Below are 17,415 nucleotides of genomic sequence, written 5' to 3'. Positions count from 1 at the left end.
GCCCCCGCACATGTGGAAACATCACGCCAGGTTCGAACGCCACTCCCTGTGGCTGATCATCGGGATCATCATCACGGTCTCGATCGGCGGTCTCGTCGAGATCAGCCCGCTCTTCTACCTGGAGAGCACCATCGAGAACGTGAAGGGCGTCCGCCCGTACACGCCGCTCGAGCAGGCCGGGCGCAACATCTACGTCCGCGAAGGCTGCTACGTCTGCCACTCGCAGATGATCCGGCCGCTGCGCGACGAGGTCGAGCGCTACGGCCACTACAGCCTCGCCGCCGAGAGCATGTACGACCACCCCTTCCAGTGGGGCTCCAAGCGCACCGGGCCTGACCTGGCCCGCGTCGGCGGCAAGTACTCCGACAGCTGGCACGTCGACCACCTGACGAATCCGCGCTCGGTGGTGCCGGAGTCCAACATGCCGCCCTACGCCTTCCTGGCGAAGCGCGAGCTGGACTACCGGGCGATCGAGAAGCACCTCGCGAGCCTGCGAGGGGTCGGGGTGCCCTACACAGACGCGCAGCTGAAGAACGCCCGCGAGGACCTGGAGACGCAGGTCGACGCCTTCGCCGGCGAGCGCTCGGGCCTCAAGACCCGCTACGGCGCGAAGGTCGCCCAGCGCGACTTCGACGGGAACCCCGAGATGCTGACCGAGATGGATGCGCTCGTGGCCTACCTCCAGGTCCTGGGCACCATGGTCGACTTCAAGACCTACAAGGCGACCGATCCGGAGAACCTGAGATGAGCGGCCTCACCTACGAGACGGTGGCCGCCTTCGCCCAGCAGGGCGGCACCATCTACTTCGGCCTGATCTTCATGGGCGGCCTCGCCTACGCGCTCTGGCCCCGCAACAAGGAGGCGTTCCGCCGCCTCGCACAGCTTCCTCTCGAGGACGACGACCATGTCTGAGCGCGAACGCGACGAGCACTCTGGCACCGAAACCACGGGCCACGAGTGGGACGGCATCAAGGAACTGGACACGCCGCTGCCGCGCTGGTGGCTCTGGGTCTTCTACGGCTGCATCGCCTGGTCGGTGGTCTACTGGATCCTGATGCCGGCCTGGCCCGGGATCACCAGCTACACCCGCGGCACGCTGGGCCTGTCCGACCGTTCGGCGGTGGCCGCCGAGCTGGGCGCGCTCGCCAAGCAACGCCACGCCGGCGAGGCGAAGCTGCGCAACGCGAGCCTGCAGCAGATCGAGGCTGATCCCGACCTGCAGTCCTACGCCATGCAGGTGGGCCAGTCGGTCTTCGGCGACAACTGCGCGACCTGCCACGGCGCGGGCGGGGCGGGGGCCAAGGGCTACCCGAACCTGCGCGACGACGTCTGGCTCTGGGGCGGCTCGCTGGACGACATCCGGCACACGATCGCCGTCGGCGTCCGTTCGGGGCACCCCGCGGCCCGCGGCGGCACGGTCATGCCGGCCTTCGGCCGCGACCAGATGCTGGACGGCCGCCAGGTCGACGACCTGACCGAGTACGTGGTCGCGCTGTCCCGCCGCAAGGCGGACGCCGCCGCGGTGGGCCGGGCCCGCCAGACCTTCGCCGACCAGTGCGCCGCGTGCCATGGGCCGGCCGGAACCGGGGATGTCGCGCGCGGCGTGCCCGACCTGACGGACGGCGAATGGCTGTTCGGCTCGACCCGCGCCGCGATCCGCGACCAGATCTGGAACGGCCGCAACGGCGTGATGCCCACCTGGGAGGCGCGCTTCTCGCCCGAGACCATCAAGGCGCTGGCCGTCTATGTGCACGCGAACGCCGGCGGCGCGGCCGAGCCGATCCGGCCGGCCCAGCAGGAGGGCGCAGGGACCAGCGCGGCGGGCCGGTGACGGTCGTCATCGACAAGCGGGCCGCCGGCGGCGCCGGCGGCCAGCCTGCGGGCGGACCCGTGTCCGCGGCCGAGCGCGCACGGGCCAAGGGCGACGCCAAGGGCAGCCTCTACAAGCCCCGCCAGCCGATCTACCCGAAGCTGGTGCACGGCCAGTGGCGGCGGCTGAAGTGGGCGCTGATGATCCTGACGCTGACGGTCTACTACGTCACGCCCTGGATCCGCTGGGAGCGGCCCGGCGCGCTGCCGGACCAGGCGGTGCTCGTCGACTTCTTCGGCCGCCGCTTCTACTTCTTCGGGATCCAGCTCTGGCCGCAGGAGGTGTACTTCATCACCGGCCTGCTGGTGATCGCGGCCCTGTCACTGTTCCTGGTGACGGCGCTGTTCGGGCGCCTGTGGTGCGGCTACGCCTGCCCGCAGACCGTCTGGACCGACCTGTACATCTACGTCGAGCGACTGTTCGAGGGCGACCGGAACGCGCGGATGCGCCTGGCTGCGGCGCCCTGGTCCTTCGACAAGCTGTGGCGCAAGGGCGGCAAGCATCTCGTGTGGCTGGGCGTGGCCTTCGGAACGGGCGGCGCCTGGATCTTCTACTTCCGCGACGCCCCGACGCTGCTGGTCGAGTTCTGGACCGGACGCGCGCCGATCCAGTCCTACATCTCCTGCGGCCTGCTGACGGCCACCACCTACATCTTCGCCGGCCACATGCGCGAGCAGGTCTGCACCTACATGTGCCCGTGGCCGCGCATCCAGGGCGCGATGCTCGACGAGCATTCGCTGCAGGTGACCTACCGCTACGATCGCGGCGAGCCGCGGGGGGCGCACAAGAAGGGCGCCGACTGGACCGGCCGGGGCGACTGCATCGACTGCAACGCCTGCGTCGTCGCGTGCCCGATGGGGATCGACATCCGCAACGGCCCGCAGCTGGAATGCATCAACTGCGGCCTCTGCATCGACGCCTGCGACGAAATCATGGACAAGGTCGGCCGCCCGCGCGCGCTGATCGCCTACGACTCGGATTCCGCCGTCGCCGCGCGGAGCTGCAAGGCCGCGCCAACGTACCGGTTCGTCCGTCCGCGCACGATCTACTACACGGTTGCCCTCACGCTGGTGTCCGGCATCGTGCTCTGGGGCCTGGTGAACCGGGCGCCCATGACCCTGCACGCCCTGCGCGACCGCAACCCGACCTTCGTGCGGCTGCACGACGGCTCGGTGCGCAACGGCTACACCCTGAAGGTCGCCAACCGCACGTTCGAGCCGCGGCCCGTCGCCGTGTCCTTCACGGGCGTGCCGGGCGCCCGGCTCTCGAGCCCCGGCGAGCCCGAGGGCGTCGTGCGCACGGTGGTGCCGCCCAATGAGGTGCGCGCCGTGCGGGTCTTCGTGAGCGCGCCGGCCGAGTCGCTGACGGCCAAGAGCCTGCCGGCCGCCTTCACCATCGGCGGACCCAAGGGCGACGTGAAGGCCGCCACCACATTCCTCACCGGAGCCGAAGCGCCATGAGCCGCGCCGCAACGTCCCGTCCGAGCTTCACGATCCGCGGCTGGCACGTCGCGGCCGGCGTGACGGCCTTCTTCGTCGCCGTCGCGAGCGTCGACGCCGCCTTCATGGTGATGGCGATCCGCACCTTCCCGGGGCAGGTCTCGGTGACGCCCTACGAGGATGGGCTGATCTACAACCGGCGCATCGCCCAGCTCGAGGCGCAGGAGAAGCTCGGCTGGCAGGCCGCCGCCGAGGCGCTGCCCGGCGCGGTGGCCGTCGAATTCCGCGACGCCCAGGGCGAGCCGGTGCGGGGCCTCTCCATCCGCGGCCGGCTCGAGCGCCCCGCCACCGAGGCGGGCCGCATTGCCCTGGCCTTCGCCGAGGCCGCTCCCGGTCGCTACGTGGCCAAGGGCGGCATCCTGACGGGCGCCTGGGACCTCACCGTCGACGCGCGCACGCCCGACGGGCGGCCGTTCACCGCCGAGCGGAGGCTGACGTGGCGCTGATCTCGGACGTCCCCCGCGACTTCGGCGCGTTCCTCAAGCCTGGAGCCGGCGGGGGCTCGAGCCTCGACCTGCTGGTGCCCGACGTCCGCTGCGCCGGCTGCATGGGCAAGGTCGAGCGCGCCGTCCAGGCGCTCCCCGGCGTCACGGGGGCCCGGGTCAACCTCAGCCAGAAGCGGCTGACCGTCGCGTTCCGGCCGGGAGCCGGCGATCCGGCGGCGGTCGTCGAGGCGCTGGAGCGCCTGGGCTACCCCTCGACCCCGTTCGACCCGGAACAGGCGCGCGCCGCGTACGACCGCGAGGGCCGCGCCCTGATCCTCGCCATGGCCGTGGCCGGGTTCGGCGTGATGAACACCATGATGTTCTCGGTGCCGATCTGGGCGGGGCTGTTCGGGCAGGAACTCGGCCCGGCGTCGCGGACGCTCATGATGTGGTTCTCCGGGATCGTGGGCGCGCCCTGCGCCCTCTACGCCGGGATGCCGTTCTTCCGCTCGGCCTGGCGCTCGCTCAGGGCGCGGCGGGCGAACATGGACGTGCCGATCTCCATCGGCGTGCTCCTGACGCTGGCCATCAGCTTCTCCGAGACCGTGCTGCGCGGCCGCGACGTCTACTTCGACGCCGCCGTCTCGCTGCTGTTCCTGCTGCTCATCGGCCGCTGGCTCGAGCACCGGCTGCGCGCCCGGGCGTCCAGCGCCGCCGCCGACCTGCTGGCGCTGCAGGCCCCGACGGCGACGCTGGTCGGGGCGGCCGACGCCCTGACGGCCGTGCCGGTCGGCCAGGTGCGCATCGGCGACATCCTGCTCGTCCGGCCGGGCGAGCGCCTGCCCGTGGACGCCGAGATCGCCACGGGGTCTTCGGAACTCGACAACAGCCTGCTCACCGGCGAGACCGCGCCCGTCGCCGTGGCCGCCGGCCAGCTCTGCCGGGCCGGCGCGCTGAACCTCTCGGGGACCCTGCGCGTGCGGGCGGTGGCGCGGTCCGAGGATTCGGCCCTGGCGGCGATCGCGCGCCTCGTCGAGCTCGGCGCCCAGTCGAAGTCGCGCTACGTGCGCCTCGCCGACCGCGCCGCGGCCATCTACGTGCCGGTCGTCCACACGGTCGCCCTGATGACCTTCGTCGGCGGCTGGGGTCTGGGGCTCGACGCGCGGGAAGCGCTGATCCGCGCGGTGGCTGTGCTGATCGTGACCTGCCCGTGCGCGCTGGGCCTGGCGGCGCCCGCGGTGCAGATCACCGCATCGGCGCGGCTGTTCCGCCGAGGCGTGCTCGTGAAGTCCGGCGCCGCGCTGGAACGCCTCGCCGAGGTGGATCACGTGGTGTTCGACAAGACCGGGGTGCTGACGCTCGGCCGGCCGCGGCTGAAGCCGACGGCGCATGCGGCGCTCGTGATGGCGGCCCCGCTGGCGCGCGCCTCGCGCCACCCGCTGGCCCGCGCCCTGGCCGAGGAGGCGGGCGACGGCCCCCTCGCCGAGGACGTCCGGGAGATCTCGGGCCAGGGCGTCGAGGGCGTGGTGGACGGACGCCGGTGCCGGCTGGGCAAGGCCGCCTTCCTCGGCGTCGAGAGCCACGGCTCCGAGACCGAGCTGTGGTTCGGCTACGACGGCGACACGCGGTTCCGGTTCGCGTTCGCCGACACCCTGCGGTCCGACGCCGCCGACGTGGTCGCCGCGCTGCACGCGCGGGGCCTCTCGGTGCAGATCCTCTCCGGTGACGTCGAGGCGCCCGTGAGCCGCGCCGCCGCGGCCGCCGGGGTCGCCGACTGGTCCGCGGCCTGCACGCCGCAGGACAAGGCGGCGGTGGTCGACGCCCTGGCCGCGCAGGGGCGCAAGGTGCTGATGGTCGGCGACGGGCTCAACGACGCGGGCGCGCTCGCCAAGGCGCACGCCGCCATGGCCCCCGGCTCGGCGCTCGAGGCCAGCCAGAACGCCGCCGACCTGGTCTTCTCCGGGGACGACCTGGGCCCCATCGTCGACGCCATCGACGTGGCGCGCAGCGCCCGCGCCCGGGCGCTCGAGAACTTCGGCCTCGCGGCGCTGTACAACCTGATCGCGGCGCCGGCGGCGATGCTGGGCCTCGTGAACCCCTTCGTCGCGGCGATCGCCATGTCGGGCTCGTCGCTGGTCGTGACCCTGAACGCGCTGCGGACGGGAGCCCGCCGATGAACATCGTGATCTTCCTCGCGCCGTTCTCGCTCGGCCTGGGGCTCATGGCCCTGGCGGCGTTCTGGTGGACGCTGCGCGACGGCCAGTACGAGGATCCGGCGGGCGACGCGGCGCGGATCCTGGTCCCCGATCCCGAGGACCGCCCGGCGGCTTGATCTGGATCAGGGCGCCGCGCCGCCCATCGGCGATGGTGCGCGCATGACCCTGATCGCGTTTCCCGACCGCGCCCGCGACCTTGCGGGGCTCGTCGCCCGCTATGATGGCCGGGCGCCGCGGTACACCAGCTATCCGACCGCCCTGCAGTTCACGCCGTCCGTGGACGAGGCGGCTTACCGTCAGTGGCTGGCGGCGCTGCCGGCGGACGAGCCGGTGTCGGTCTATGTCCATGTGCCGTTCTGCAGCCGGCTGTGCTGGTACTGCGGCTGCAACACCCGGGCCGTGACCCGGCGCAAGCCAATCGGCGAATACGTCGAGCTGCTGCTCAAGGAAACGGAGCTGCTCGCCGCCGCCGCGCCCGGCCGGCTGACGATGAACGCCGTGCACCTGGGCGGCGGGACGCCCAACATGCTGACCGCGGACGAGCTCGAAGCGGTGATGTCCGGCCTGCGCGGCGCCTTCGATGCGGAGCCCGGCCTCGAGATCGCCGCGGAACTCGATCCGGCCGTGCTCACCCGCGTCTGGGTGCAGGCCGCCGGCCGCCAGGGCCTGCGGCGCGCCAGCCTGGGCGTGCAGAACCTGGACCCCGAGGTGCAGGCCGCGGTGAACCGCCGGGAGACCTTCGAGGAGATCGAGGCGGCCGTCGGATGGCTGCGCGAGGTCGGCGTCCACTCGGTCAACCTGGACCTGATGTACGGCCTGCCGCACCAGACCACCGCCAACACGCTGGCCACGGTGGATGCGGTGGTGCGGCTGCGGCCAGAACGCGTCGCGCTCTTCGGCTACGCCCACGTGCCGTGGATGAAGGCCCACCAGCAGCTGATCGACGAAGCGGCGCTGCCGTCGGCGGCGGCGCGCGTGGAGCAGTCCGAAGCGGCCGCGGACCGCTTCGTGTCCGAGGGGTACGTCCGGATCGGGCTCGACCACTTCGCCCTGCCGACGGACGAACTCGCCGTCGCGCAGCGGGAGGGCCGGCTGCATCGCAATTTCCAGGGCTACACCACCGACGCCGCGACGACCCTGCTGGGCCTCGGAGCCTCGGCGATCGGCCGGCTGCCGCAGGGCTACGTCCAGAACGTGGCCCAGGAGCTGGGCTGGCGGGCGGCGGTCCAGGCGGGGCGGCTGCCGGTGGCCCGGGGCGTGGCGCTGACGGTCGAGGATCGCTTCCGCGCCGAGATCATCGAGCGCCTCATGTGCGACCTGGCCGTGGATCTCGCCGACGTCTGCGTCCGTCACGGACGGTCCATCGAGGCACTGCGCGGTGCGATGGCCGCCCTGGAGCCGTTCGTGCAGGACGGGCTGGCCGAGATCCATGGCGCAGAGGTGCGGATCGTGGGCAACGGCCGGCTGGTCGTGAGGTCGGTGTGCGCCGCGTTCGACGCCTATCTGGTCCCGCAGGCGGAGCGCCATTCCAGGACGCTGTAGGAAGGCCGGCGGCCCGGCGGCTCAGCGAAGGTCGTGGGGAACCTCGGCCACCGCCTGGATGGCCGCTACCAGCGTCTCGCTCAGCAGGGGCTTCTCGAGGATCGGCACGCCTTCGCTGGCCGCGGCTTCGCGCAGGCGCGGCCCCGGGTGGCTGGTGATCAGGATCGCCGGCGTCTCGGCGTGGCGCGCGCGAAGCTGGCGCAGGGCCCCGAGCCCGGACACCCCGGGCAGCCGCTCGTCGAGCACCAGGCAGGCCGGCGTCTGGCCGGCGTTGCGCAGCAGCAGAGCCTCGCCGGATTCGTAGGTCTCGACGGCGAAGCCCTCGAGGTCGAGGGCGAACTCCAGCGAGCGCCGGACGGCGAGGTCGTCATCGACGACGACGATCAGCGGACGGCTGAGGCTCTGATCCATGGAACCGAGCCTAAGCGGACGCCGCAGCGGGGGCCTTGATCTTAAGCAAACGTCACGAAAAGCCCGCAAGCAGGGCGATCCGCACGAGCTCGGAGAGCCCGCTCGCCTTGGTCTTGCTCATGACGTTCGCCCGATAGACCTCGACCGTGCGCGGGCTGATGCCCAGCTCGTAGGCGATGACCTTGTTCATCTTCCCCGCGATGACGCCCCGCAGGACGTCCTTCTCGCGGCCGGACAGCGTGGCGAGCATCTCCTCGAAGTGCTTCCGCTCCTGGGCCTGCGCGCCGGTCTCCGCGCCCAGGTTCAGCGCCGACTGGATCGACCTGAGCAGCGTCTCGTCCTCGAACGGCTTCTCGATGAAGTCGACCACGCCCGCCCGCATGGCCTCGACCGCCATCGGCACGTCGCCATGGCCGGTGATCATGATGACCGGAAGGGCGACGTCCATTTCCTTCAGCCGCTTGACCAGCTCCAGGCCGTTCATCTCGGGCATGCGGACGTCGGTGACGATGCAGCCGCGCTCGAGGGTCCCGGCCACCTCCAGGAACTCGCCGGCCGACGCATAGGTCTGCGACGGGAGGTCGTTCATCTCCAGCAGGAACCCAAGGGAGACCCGGATCGCCTCGTCGTCGTCGATCAGGTGTACGACCGCGTCACTCATGGTCGAGAAGCTCCTCGGGACTGACGCCGCGAAGCGTGAACCGGAAGATGGCCCCGCCCGCCGGGTTGGGCTCGACCCAGATCCGACCGCCGTGAGCTTCGATGATCGTACGCGAAATGGAAAGACCGATGCCCATGCCGTGGCTCTTCGTGGTCATGAAGGGCTGGAAGAGCTGCTCGGCCGCCTCGGCGCTGATCCCGTGGCCGGTATCGCTGACCCACACTTCGACCATGTCCTCGGGCGCCGGCCTCGCGCCGACGACGAGGTCCTTCTGCGGCGATTCCTCCATCGCCTCGATGGCGTTCCGGATGAGGTTGAGCGCCACCTGCTGGATCTGGACCTTGTCGGCGAGGACCAGGTTGACGCTGCGCTCGATGTCGTAGCGCAGGCGGATGCTGCGCTCCCGGGCGCCCACCATCGCCAGCGCGCCGGCTTCTTCGAGCAGCTTCGGCAGGCTCTCGATGCGGCGCTCGGCCTCGCCCTTGGCCACGAAGTCGCGCAGGCGGCGGATGATCTGCCCCGCGCGCAGCGCCTGGTCGGCGCCCTGGGAGATCATCTGCTCGAGCCGGGCCTCGTCCAGCGGCTTGCGCTTGATGAGCACCAGGCAGCCCTTCATGAAGTTGGTGGCCGCGGTCAGGGGCTGGTTGAGCTCGTGCGCCAGCGCCGAGGCCATCTCGCCGAGGGCCGTCAGCCGCGAGACGTGCACCAGTTCGCCCTGCAGGTCCTGGAGGCGCCGCTCGGCCGCCTGCCGCTCGGTGAGGTCGCGCAGGAATCCGGTGAAGTAGCGCCGGTCGCCCGAGCGCATCTCCCCGACCGCGAGCTCCAGCGGGAAGGTGGAGCCGTCCTTCCGCTCGCCCACGACCACCCGCCCGATGCCGATGATCCGCCGCTCGCCGGTCTGCTTGTAGCGGTCGACGTAGCTGTCGTGCGCCGACCGGTAGGGGTCGGGCATGAGCATGCTGACGTTCTTCCCGATCACCTCGGCCGAGGTCCAGCCGAACTGACGCTCGGCCGCGCTCGAGAACGACACGATCTGCCCGTGGTCGTCGATGACGATCATGGCGTCGGGCACGGTGTCGAGGATCGACTGCAGGTGCGCCTCGCGGGCCTGCAGGTCGTCGACGTAGCGCTGGACCGCGCGGCGGCTGTGGATCATCCGCGAGCCGAACCCGCCGACCGCCAGGGTGAGGGCGGCGAAGATCAGCATGCGCACCAGGCCGTCCGGCTCGTCCGCGTTCGGGAATCCCGCGATGCCGACTCCGAGGGCCAGCGAGAGCCCGCCGGCGAGCAGCGCCGGACCCATCCCGCCGATGGCCGCGCCGACCAGCAGCGGCGGCACGAAGAGCAGGAACGAGAGGTCGTCCTGCAGGATCGGATCCAGCAGCAGGCGCACGCCCACAGCCGCCGCAACGGCGACCGCCGCGGCCACGTAACCGGCCGCCCGGTTCCAGCGCCCGGTCACATCGGCGCGCGGTTCACTCGCCGCGTTCATGCGGCTTCGCCTAGGCAACAAGTCGGAACGTGGCAAGCGGCCATCAGGGGCTTTCGCGCGCGGCGGCCGGCCTCACGGCGAAGGCTCCGCCGTCCCGCCGGGCGGCGCCCGGTCCTGCAGCAGGTCCTCCACGTAGAGATGGCGCACCAGGACATAGGCCACGACCGCGAGCGGCGTCGCCAGCAGCACGCCCAGCGGTCCGAACAGCACGCCCATGGCCAGCACCGCGAACAGCGTGACGCCCATCGGGAGCTCGACCATCTGGCGCAGCAGGAGCGGGGTCAGCACATTGGCCTCGAATTGCGACGCGCCGAGATAGACGACCGCGGCCAGCGCCAGGGTGTCGGGTCCCTGGGCGGCGGCGAGGACGAGCCCGGGCGCCGTCGCGGCCCAGGGGCCGATCACCGGCACGAACTGGGCGGCGCCCGCCAGGACGCCGAGCGCCAGGGGGGACGGCACGCCGGCCCACCAAAGGCCGGCCGTGACCGTGGCCGCCACGACCGCCATCGACGCGAGCTGGCCCAGGAGCCAGCGGTTCAGGGCGCCGCCGCAGGCCGCGAGCACCTCGGCCGCGCGGCCCCGGCGCGGCAGCGGCAGCAGGCGGAGCAGACCGCCCAGGTAGGTGCCGGGATGGAACGCGATGTAGAGCCCGCAGAACATGACGATGACCGTGGCCGCGGCCGCGGTCGCCGATCCGCGGAGGAACTCGGAGGCGGTGTCCACGATGAGCCCGTCGGCGTGCGGGAACCGCCGGAGGTCGTCGAGAATCCAGCTTCCGACCACCGAGGTCGAGAGCCTCGCCTGGAGCGCCTCCCAGGCCCGCGGCAGCAGTTCGCCCAAGGTGGCGACCTGGATCGACAGCTGCTGGCCGAACAGCCACGCCATGGCGGCGACCGCGGCCGTCAGTCCGGCGACCGCCGCGCCCAGGGCCAGCGGGCGGGGAACGCGGCGCCGGATCAGGGGGTCCGCGAAGGCGTGCAGCAGGACGGCGACCAGCACGGCGCCGAAGGCCAGCAGCAGCACGTCGGCCAAGCGCCAGACGAGCAGCCCCGCCACCACCAGGGCCGCCACCTGCAACGGCGTGGCGATCACGCGCGCGGCGGCCGCGCGCAGGGGCGGACGCGTCGTCAATGCGACAGCATCACGGGACAGGGCGGCGCCTCGAGCACCGCGCGGGTCGCCCCGCCCAGGACGAACTCGCGCAGACGCGCATGGCCGTAGCCGCCCATCACCAGCAGTTCGGGCGCCGTCTCGTCCACATAGCGCGCCAGGCGCTGGCCGATGGACTCGTCGTGGGCGAGCCGCTCGTCGATGACGGTCGTGATCCCGTGGCGCTCGAGGTGGCTCGCCAGGGCGGCGGCCGCGCCATGAACGGCCTGCGGCTTCTCCCCGAGCGCCGTGAAGATGCGCACCTCGCCGGCGCGCCTGAGGGCCGGGAGGGCGTCGGCGACGGCCCGCGCGGCGGCTGCGCCGCCGTCCCAGGCGATCGCGATCCGTCCGAAGCGGTCGGCCGGCGCGATCTCGGCGGCGTCGGGGAACACGACGACCGGCCGTCCCGACCCGAACAGCAGGGCCTCCGCCAGTTGCTGGTCGGCGAGCACCGCCGGCCCGATCGGGACCATCGTGAGGTCCCGCGTCCGCGCCGCCGCGGCGATCACGTCCGCCTCCTCGTACAGCTTGGCGCAGGCCGTCTCGACGTGCAGCGGGGTGTCCGCCATCTCGGCGGCGATGCGGGCGCAGGTGGCGGCGAGCTGGGCCGTCGCGGCGCTGCGCGCCTCCTCGAGCGCGGAGACCCGGTCCAGGTCGAGCAGGGCGTTGGCCAGCGGGTGGTGGAGCTGGGGCAGGTCGATCTTCACGCTGAGGAACGTGAGCGCGCCGCCGAAGCGGCGGGCCAGCGCGACCCCGCCGCGGATGGCCCGGTCGGGCGTCGCGTCAGGATATGTCAGGGCGGCGAAGAACAGATCGGCGTAGGACATGCGCGCCTCCGGTGGGGCTCAATTGCCCTGGAGCGTCTCGAAGTAGGCGATGAGCGCGGCGGCCTCGTCCCGGGTGAAGGAGACGGGCGGCATTCGGTCGAAGCCGTGGGCCGACACCTCGGCGAACCGCCGCTCGAGCGAGATGGCGTTGTAGCGCCGGGCCAGCCGGTAGAACGCCGGCCCTTCCTGTGCGCCGCCGTCGTCCAGCCCCACGGTGTGGCATCCGCCGCACCGGCGCACCGCGATCTCGTGACCGCGCTGCTGCTCGGCGTCCAGCTTCGGGAGCGCCGGCGTCGAGGCCAGCGGCGGCGCGCCGCCGGCGCAGCCCGCGAGGGCCAGGCCGGCGACCATGAGGATGGAACGCAACATCAGCCCGGCCTAGTGGCTCATCAGGACGAAGTACTTCGGCGCGTGGATGAGGTCCTCGGTCACGCCGCCGAAGGCCCATTCGCGGGCGCGGGCGTGTCCGTAGGCGCCGCAGACCACCAGGTCCGCGCCGCTGTGCTGGGCCACACGCTCGATGGCGTTGGTGACGCCGTCCTGCGGGACCGCGTTGACCAGGGGGCGCGCGTTCACCCGGTGGGCCTTGAGGTTGACGATGACGTCGTCCACCTCGAACGCGGAGGCGTCCACCTCTTCGGGCTTCACGACCGCGTACACGATCACGTCCTCGGCGCGCTTCAGGAAGGGCATGGCGTCGGCGATGGCGCGCCGGCACTCGCGGGTGTCCTTCCAGGCCACGACCACCGACTTGGCGCGCAGGTGCTGGCGCCCTTCCGGGACGATCAGCACCGGGCGTCCGGCGCTCATCACCACGTCGGCGGGGTCGGCGTTGCGCTGCCGGCCGGCCTTCGACGCCGGGCTCATGACGATGAGGTCGGCGGCGCGCGCCAGCATGAGGAGCGCGCGGTGGGGATAGTCCTGCATCGAACGCCATTCGACCTTCGCGCCGGCGGAGTCGCGCGAGAAGGCCTTCTCGGCGTTGGCGATGCTCTTCTCGATCTCCTCCTGGACGAGACCGACCCATTGCCCGGCCTCGTAGCCCATGAAGGGGCCGGCGGTCAGGCTGGGGTCGAAGGTCTCGGCGCCCAGGCCGATCAGGCGGGCGTCCAGGTCACGGGCGAGGCGGGCGGCCGCCTCGACGCGGTGCGAGGACGCGAGTCCGGGCTCGGCGTGCACCAGGATCGTCGGGTAGACGTCCGACTGGGCGACGGCGGGGGTGGTCCGTTCCTTGGTCGTCTGCATGGGGGGGCTCCAACGACGGCGCGGCCGGTGAACGCCTGCGGCCGCTCAGGCGCCTGGCTCAGGCGGCGAGCGCCTCGAGCGCGGTCCACTTCCGGACCTGGAAGCGGCGCGTCGAGGGGAATTCCACGATGGCCTCGCCCTGGAGCTGCGTCAGCATGCGCGACACCGTCTCGATGGTGAGGCCGAGATAGTCGGCCATGTCCTGGCGACCCATGGGGAGCTCGACCTGGCCCTCGTCCTGGCGCTGGGCGATCGACATCAGGAAGCTGGCGACCCGCTCGCGGGCGCTCTTGCGGCCCAGCATGACCACGTGGTCCTGCAGGCGCTCCATCTCGAGGCGGGTCGCCTCCAGGATCGCGCGGTCCAGCTCGGCGTCGCCGGCGAAGGCGCGCATCGCAGCGCGGCGGACGACGGTGATCTCGCAGTCGGTCAGGGCTTCGGCGGCGAAACGGTGGTCGGGGCCGACCTCCAGGCCGAACAGGTCGCCGGCGTAGTAGAAGTCGCCGACCTGGCGGCGGCCGTCGAGGGTGACCCGGGTCGTGCGGACGACGCCGCTGACCACCCGGTACAGCATGTCGGCTTCCTCGTCCTGGGCGTAGATCTCGGTCTCGCGATCGAAGCTGACCCGCTTGCCCAGGCGCTCGAAGGCGTCCGTCAGCGCGCTGGCAGGCCGGGCGCCACGGGGGTCGTTCATGTCGTAGGCCAGGGTCATGGGAGGCTCCAATCCGATGGCGAATTGCTATCGGCTGCGAGCGTGGCCTCATATTGAGGAGCGTCCCCTAAGTAGCAGTACGGAGGCTGTCGCCCCCGTGCTTTGATCTGGGTCACGGCGCCGGAGGAAGGATGCTCGCCACGGTGTGTCAGCCAAGCGAGGAGGCGAGCATGGATCCGGCCAGAACGACCTGGGTCGTGGCGTTCGATGCGCGGCAGGCGCGGTTCTTCGTCGAGCCGGCGAGATCGGGTCCGCTGCGCGAGATCCGGGAGCTGCGCATGTCGGCCACCGAGGAGGAGCGCGGCGCCGGCGGCCTCCAGCGCGCGACCGTGCACTCGCGGGCCGGCGCCGGCCGCAGCGCGGCTGGAGACCGCAACCTCGCGCATGCGGCCGAGGCCCGGTTCCTGCGGCGCGTGGCGACCCGCCTGATGGTGGCCGGCGGCCGGGGCGACTTCGACCATCTGGCGCTGATGGGGCCGCCCCACGCGCTCGGGGCGCTGCGGAAGGCGCTGCCGGCCGGCGTGGCCGCCCGGGTCGAGGTGACCGACCCGCACGCCCGGGTCCATGAGGACGCCGACGCGATGCGGCAGATCCTGCGCGAGGCCCGCGCGCACGCCTGGCGCGCCGAGAGCGCCTGAGCTCAGTGCCCGTCAATCTCACCTTCCACGGGGCGGCGGGCTGCGTCACCGGCTTCTGCGCCCGCCTCACCACGCCCCGGGCCAGCGTGCTCGTGGACTGCGGCATGTTCCAGGGCCCCAAGACCCTGAAGGCGCTCAACTACGAGCCCTTTCCGTTTCGGGCGGGCGAGATCGACGCGGTGCTGCTGACGCACGCCCACATCGACCACTCCGGCCTCCTGCCCAAGCTGATGCGCGCCGGCTTCAAAGGCGCCATCCACGCGACCGCGGGGGCCCGCGACCTGTGCGAGGTCATGCTGCCCGACGCCGGCGACATCCAGGAAAGCGAGGTGCGGCAGCTCAACCGCCGCAACCAGCGCCGGGGCCGCGACCCCGTCGAGCCCATCTACACCGTGCAGGACGCGCGGCGGACCCTGGAGCTTTTCCACCCGGTGAAGCTCGGCCGCGAGGTGGCGGTCGCCCCTGGGGTGACGGCGCGCTACTGGGAGGCGGGCCACATGCTGGGCTCGGCCTCCATCGAGGTCCGCGTCGACGGCGGCGAGGGCCCGGTGACGATCCTCTTCTCGGGCGATCTCGGCCCTGGCGGGCGGGACTTCCTTCCCGATCCGGAGGGCCCCGCCGGCGTCGACCACCTGGTGATCGAGTCCACCTACGGCGACCGACCGAGGGCGTCGATGGATCCCGCGTCGCGCCGGCGGCTCCTCGCCCGGGAACTGCGCGCCGCGCGGGAGGCCGGGGGACCGCTGCTGATCCCGGCCTTCGCCGTCGAGCGGTCGCAGGAGCTGCTGGCGGACCTGCAGATCCTGATCCGCGAGGGCGAGGTCCCGGACGTGGACATCTTCCTGGATTCCCCCCTGGCGATCGAGGCGACGGAGGTGTTCCGGCGGCGCGGCTGGAGCGCGTCGATGGACCGCAATCCCTTCGAGGACCTGCGCCAGAGCGGCCGGCTGATGTTCCTCCGCGAGCCCTGGGAGAGCGATCGGCTCGAGCGGATGAGCGGCTGGCACGTCATCCTGGCTGCGAGCGGCATGTGCGAGGCGGGACGCGTGCGCAAGCACCTGAAGCGCCTGCTGTGGCGGCGCGACGCGACCGTCCTCCTGCCCGGCTACCAGGCCGCCGGCACTCTGGGCCGCATCCTGGCCGAGGGCGCGAACTCGGTCCGGATCCAGGGCGAGGACATCGCCGTCCGCGCCCGTGTCCGCTCTCTCGACATCTACTCGGGTCATGCCGACCAGGGGGCTCTCGCCGCCTGGGCCAAGGCGCGCCGGCCGATCGGCGGCTCGGTGTTCCTGGCGCACGGCGAGCCGGACGCGCTGGAAGGGCTTCGGACGAAGCTGTTGGCGGAGGGTTTCGCCCCCGAACGGCTGGTGATCCCGGCGCTCGACGAGCGCTTCGCCCTGGCGCCGGCGGCGCCGGCGTCGCCGCTCGCAGGCGCCGAGGCGCGCATCCTGCCCGGCGCCGCCGCGCGCCCGGACTGGCACAACGCCCGTTCGCGCCTGCTGCTCGACCTCAACGCCCGCCTGGAGACGCTGCCTGACGACGCCGCGCGCGAAGCCCTGCTCGAAGCCCTGTCGCAGGCGCTGGGCCCGGCGGAAGGGGTTGATGTCGGTCAAGGCAAGCCACCCGCCGCGCCTGCAGGATGAGGCGTACTCACCCCCCCTAGGAGTCACCCATGCCCAGATCCTTGACCAAGCAGGTCCAGCGCGATCTCGAAGACACGCTCGACGACGTTTCGAAGATGCTGCGCCGCGCCGCCGAGAACCTGAGCGACGACGCCGAGCAGGCGCTGGCCCAGGCCTCGCAGGCCCTGCGCGACGCCGCGCAGAAGGTCGCCGACAAGGCGCCGCCGGAGGCGAAGTACCTGGCGGACAAGGCCGTGGCCGAGGCGAAGGCCCATCCGGTCGCCACGGCGGCGGCGGCGCTGACGGCTGCGGCGGCTCTGGTCAGTCTGCTGAAGATCGGCCGGAAGAAGGCCGCCTGATCCGCAACGCGCGCCGGTGCTGTCGATCGCGCAACTGGCGCCGTTCCTCCTCGCGGTGGCGCTCATCGAGCTGACCCCCGGCCCGAACATGGCCTACCTCTTCCTGGTGGCCAGCCGCTCGGGCCGGGCCGCCGGACTGGTGACCGTGGCCGGCGTCACGCTCGGGCTCGCCGTCTACCTGGCGGTGACGCTGGCGGGCCTCGCGGAAGCCCTGCGCTGGCCGTGGATCCTGGAGACGCTGCGGTGGGCCGGCGTGGCCTATCTGGCGTGGCTCGCGGTCGAGGCCTGGCGCACCGCGGGCGCGCCCCTTGCGGTCGCGACGTCCGAGAAGCGGCTGTTCGTCCGCGGCCTCGTCAACAACGTGCTGAATCCCAAGGCGGCGATCCTCTATCTCGTGCTGCTGCCGGGGTTCATCCGTCCGGAGCTCGGCGACCCGAGGGCCCAGGCGCTTCAGCTCGGCCTCATCCACCTGGGGTTCAGCGCCGCCGTGCACGCCTCGATCGTCATGGCCGGCGCGGGCGCAGGCCGCGCGCTCACGGCATGGCCCGGCGCGCGGCGGCGCGTGGAGCGGCTGTTCGCGGTCGGCCTGCTGGCGGTGGCCGCCTGGGTCGCGGTGACGCCGGCCTAGGGTGAAAACTCGATCAGCTTGTTGATGGTGTTTGCCAAATCGTGATTCAAGCTCTGCGGAGGTGGATCATGAGCAACGAATTCTGGTTCAGCGACGAGCAGTGGGCGAAGATCGAGCCG

At 72.2% G+C, this 17,415-nt stretch carries 20 protein-coding genes; 12 read left to right on the top strand and 8 right to left on the bottom strand.

The window, feature by feature from the left end; all coding sequences use genetic code 11:
• Nucleotides 1–10 precede the first annotated feature (10 nt).
• The 8 genes from ccoO to hemN are packed head-to-tail and all read left to right on the top strand — an operon-like array spanning nucleotide 11 to nucleotide 7,552.
• On the top strand, nucleotides 11–748 hold the full coding sequence (ccoO, locus tag AC2D8W_RS17070) for a cytochrome-c oxidase, cbb3-type subunit II (protein ID WP_484672534.1): 738 nt from the start codon (nucleotides 11–13) through the stop codon (nucleotides 746–748).
• Nucleotides 745–912, top strand: coding sequence for a cbb3-type cytochrome c oxidase subunit 3 (locus AC2D8W_RS17065; RefSeq protein ID WP_293481114.1), 168 nt, complete (start codon nucleotides 745–747; stop codon nucleotides 910–912). The genes ccoO and AC2D8W_RS17065 overlap by 4 nt, the downstream gene beginning before the upstream one ends.
• Nucleotides 905–1,831, top strand: coding sequence for a cytochrome-c oxidase, cbb3-type subunit III (gene ccoP / locus AC2D8W_RS17060; RefSeq protein WP_293481113.1), 927 nt, complete (start codon nucleotides 905–907; stop codon nucleotides 1,829–1,831). Before AC2D8W_RS17065 ends, ccoP begins: the two co-directional genes overlap by 8 nt.
• Complete coding sequence (ccoG, locus tag AC2D8W_RS17055) at nucleotides 1,828–3,330, top strand: cytochrome c oxidase accessory protein CcoG (protein WP_484672533.1); 1,503 nt, start codon at nucleotides 1,828–1,830, stop codon at nucleotides 3,328–3,330. The genes ccoP and ccoG overlap by 4 nt, the downstream gene beginning before the upstream one ends.
• Complete coding sequence (locus AC2D8W_RS17050; protein WP_484672532.1) at nucleotides 3,327–3,815, top strand: FixH family protein; 489 nt, start codon at nucleotides 3,327–3,329, stop codon at nucleotides 3,813–3,815. The genes ccoG and AC2D8W_RS17050 overlap by 4 nt, the downstream gene beginning before the upstream one ends.
• Nucleotides 3,806–5,971, top strand: coding sequence for a heavy metal translocating P-type ATPase (locus AC2D8W_RS17045; RefSeq protein WP_293481110.1), 2,166 nt, complete (start codon nucleotides 3,806–3,808; stop codon nucleotides 5,969–5,971). The genes AC2D8W_RS17050 and AC2D8W_RS17045 overlap by 10 nt, the downstream gene beginning before the upstream one ends.
• Nucleotides 5,968–6,126, top strand: a complete 159-nt coding sequence (gene ccoS / locus AC2D8W_RS17040; protein ID WP_293481108.1) for a cbb3-type cytochrome oxidase assembly protein CcoS — start codon at nucleotides 5,968–5,970, stop codon at nucleotides 6,124–6,126. The genes AC2D8W_RS17045 and ccoS overlap by 4 nt, the downstream gene beginning before the upstream one ends.
• Before the next feature lie 43 nt (nucleotides 6,127–6,169).
• Nucleotides 6,170–7,552, top strand: coding sequence for an oxygen-independent coproporphyrinogen III oxidase (gene hemN, locus AC2D8W_RS17035; RefSeq protein WP_484672531.1), 1,383 nt, complete (start codon nucleotides 6,170–6,172; stop codon nucleotides 7,550–7,552).
• A gap of 21 nt (nucleotides 7,553–7,573) precedes the next feature.
• On the opposite strand, the gene AC2D8W_RS17030 is transcribed toward hemN, so the two are convergent.
• The 8 genes from AC2D8W_RS17030 to AC2D8W_RS16995 form a co-directional block, all read right to left on the bottom strand.
• The gene (locus tag AC2D8W_RS17030; protein WP_293481104.1) at nucleotides 7,574–7,963 is read right to left on the bottom strand and encodes a response regulator transcription factor; all 390 of its coding nucleotides are present in this window, start codon (nucleotides 7,961–7,963) and stop codon (nucleotides 7,574–7,576) included.
• A gap of 52 nt (nucleotides 7,964–8,015) precedes the next feature.
• The gene (fixJ, locus tag AC2D8W_RS17025) at nucleotides 8,016–8,624 is read right to left on the bottom strand and encodes a response regulator FixJ (protein WP_484672530.1); all 609 of its coding nucleotides are present in this window, start codon (nucleotides 8,622–8,624) and stop codon (nucleotides 8,016–8,018) included.
• Nucleotides 8,617–10,116, bottom strand: a complete 1,500-nt coding sequence (locus AC2D8W_RS17020; protein WP_293481100.1) for a PAS domain-containing sensor histidine kinase — start codon at nucleotides 10,114–10,116, stop codon at nucleotides 8,617–8,619. The genes fixJ and AC2D8W_RS17020 overlap by 8 nt, the downstream gene beginning before the upstream one ends.
• A 72-nt stretch (nucleotides 10,117–10,188) precedes the next feature.
• Nucleotides 10,189–11,247: an AI-2E family transporter gene (locus AC2D8W_RS17015; protein WP_484672529.1), complete on the bottom strand. Its 1,059-nt coding sequence runs from the start codon at nucleotides 11,245–11,247 to the stop codon at nucleotides 10,189–10,191.
• On the bottom strand, nucleotides 11,244–12,092 hold the full coding sequence (locus AC2D8W_RS17010; protein ID WP_484672528.1) for a universal stress protein: 849 nt from the start codon (nucleotides 12,090–12,092) through the stop codon (nucleotides 11,244–11,246). Before AC2D8W_RS17010 ends, AC2D8W_RS17015 begins: the two co-directional genes overlap by 4 nt.
• 18 nt (nucleotides 12,093–12,110) lie before the next feature.
• The gene (locus tag AC2D8W_RS17005) at nucleotides 12,111–12,461 is read right to left on the bottom strand and encodes a c-type cytochrome (RefSeq protein WP_484672527.1); all 351 of its coding nucleotides are present in this window, start codon (nucleotides 12,459–12,461) and stop codon (nucleotides 12,111–12,113) included.
• 9 nt (nucleotides 12,462–12,470) lie between these two features.
• Entirely contained in the window at nucleotides 12,471–13,337 is an 867-nt protein-coding gene (locus AC2D8W_RS17000) for a universal stress protein (protein ID WP_484672526.1), read from the bottom strand.
• A gap of 58 nt (nucleotides 13,338–13,395) precedes the next feature.
• Nucleotides 13,396–14,049, bottom strand: a complete 654-nt coding sequence (locus AC2D8W_RS16995) for a helix-turn-helix domain-containing protein (protein ID WP_293481090.1) — start codon at nucleotides 14,047–14,049, stop codon at nucleotides 13,396–13,398.
• Nucleotides 14,050–14,219: 170 nt separating this feature from the next.
• Between AC2D8W_RS16995 and AC2D8W_RS16990 the strand changes: the two genes are divergently transcribed.
• Genes AC2D8W_RS16990 through AC2D8W_RS16975 form a run of 4 tightly spaced genes read left to right on the top strand, consistent with a single transcriptional unit; the run spans nucleotide 14,220 to nucleotide 17,296 of the window.
• Nucleotides 14,220–14,687, top strand: coding sequence for a host attachment protein (locus tag AC2D8W_RS16990; RefSeq protein WP_293481088.1), 468 nt, complete (start codon nucleotides 14,220–14,222; stop codon nucleotides 14,685–14,687).
• Nucleotides 14,688–14,692: 5 nt separating this feature from the next.
• Nucleotides 14,693–16,330 carry an MBL fold metallo-hydrolase gene (locus AC2D8W_RS16985; protein WP_484672525.1) on the top strand — a complete coding sequence of 546 codons (1,638 nt, stop codon included), beginning with the start codon at nucleotides 14,693–14,695 and terminating at the stop codon, nucleotides 16,328–16,330.
• A 29-nt stretch (nucleotides 16,331–16,359) separates the two neighbouring features.
• Nucleotides 16,360–16,668, top strand: coding sequence for a hypothetical protein (locus AC2D8W_RS16980; RefSeq protein ID WP_293481085.1), 309 nt, complete (start codon nucleotides 16,360–16,362; stop codon nucleotides 16,666–16,668).
• Nucleotides 16,669–16,684: 16 nt separating this feature from the next.
• Nucleotides 16,685–17,296, top strand: coding sequence for a LysE family translocator (locus AC2D8W_RS16975; RefSeq protein ID WP_293481084.1), 612 nt, complete (start codon nucleotides 16,685–16,687; stop codon nucleotides 17,294–17,296).
• Nucleotides 17,297–17,415: the final 119 nt, after the last annotated feature.

The organism is Phenylobacterium sp. T106 (genome assembly GCF_057219735.1).
This window is presented reverse-complemented; position numbering and strand designations above follow the sequence as displayed.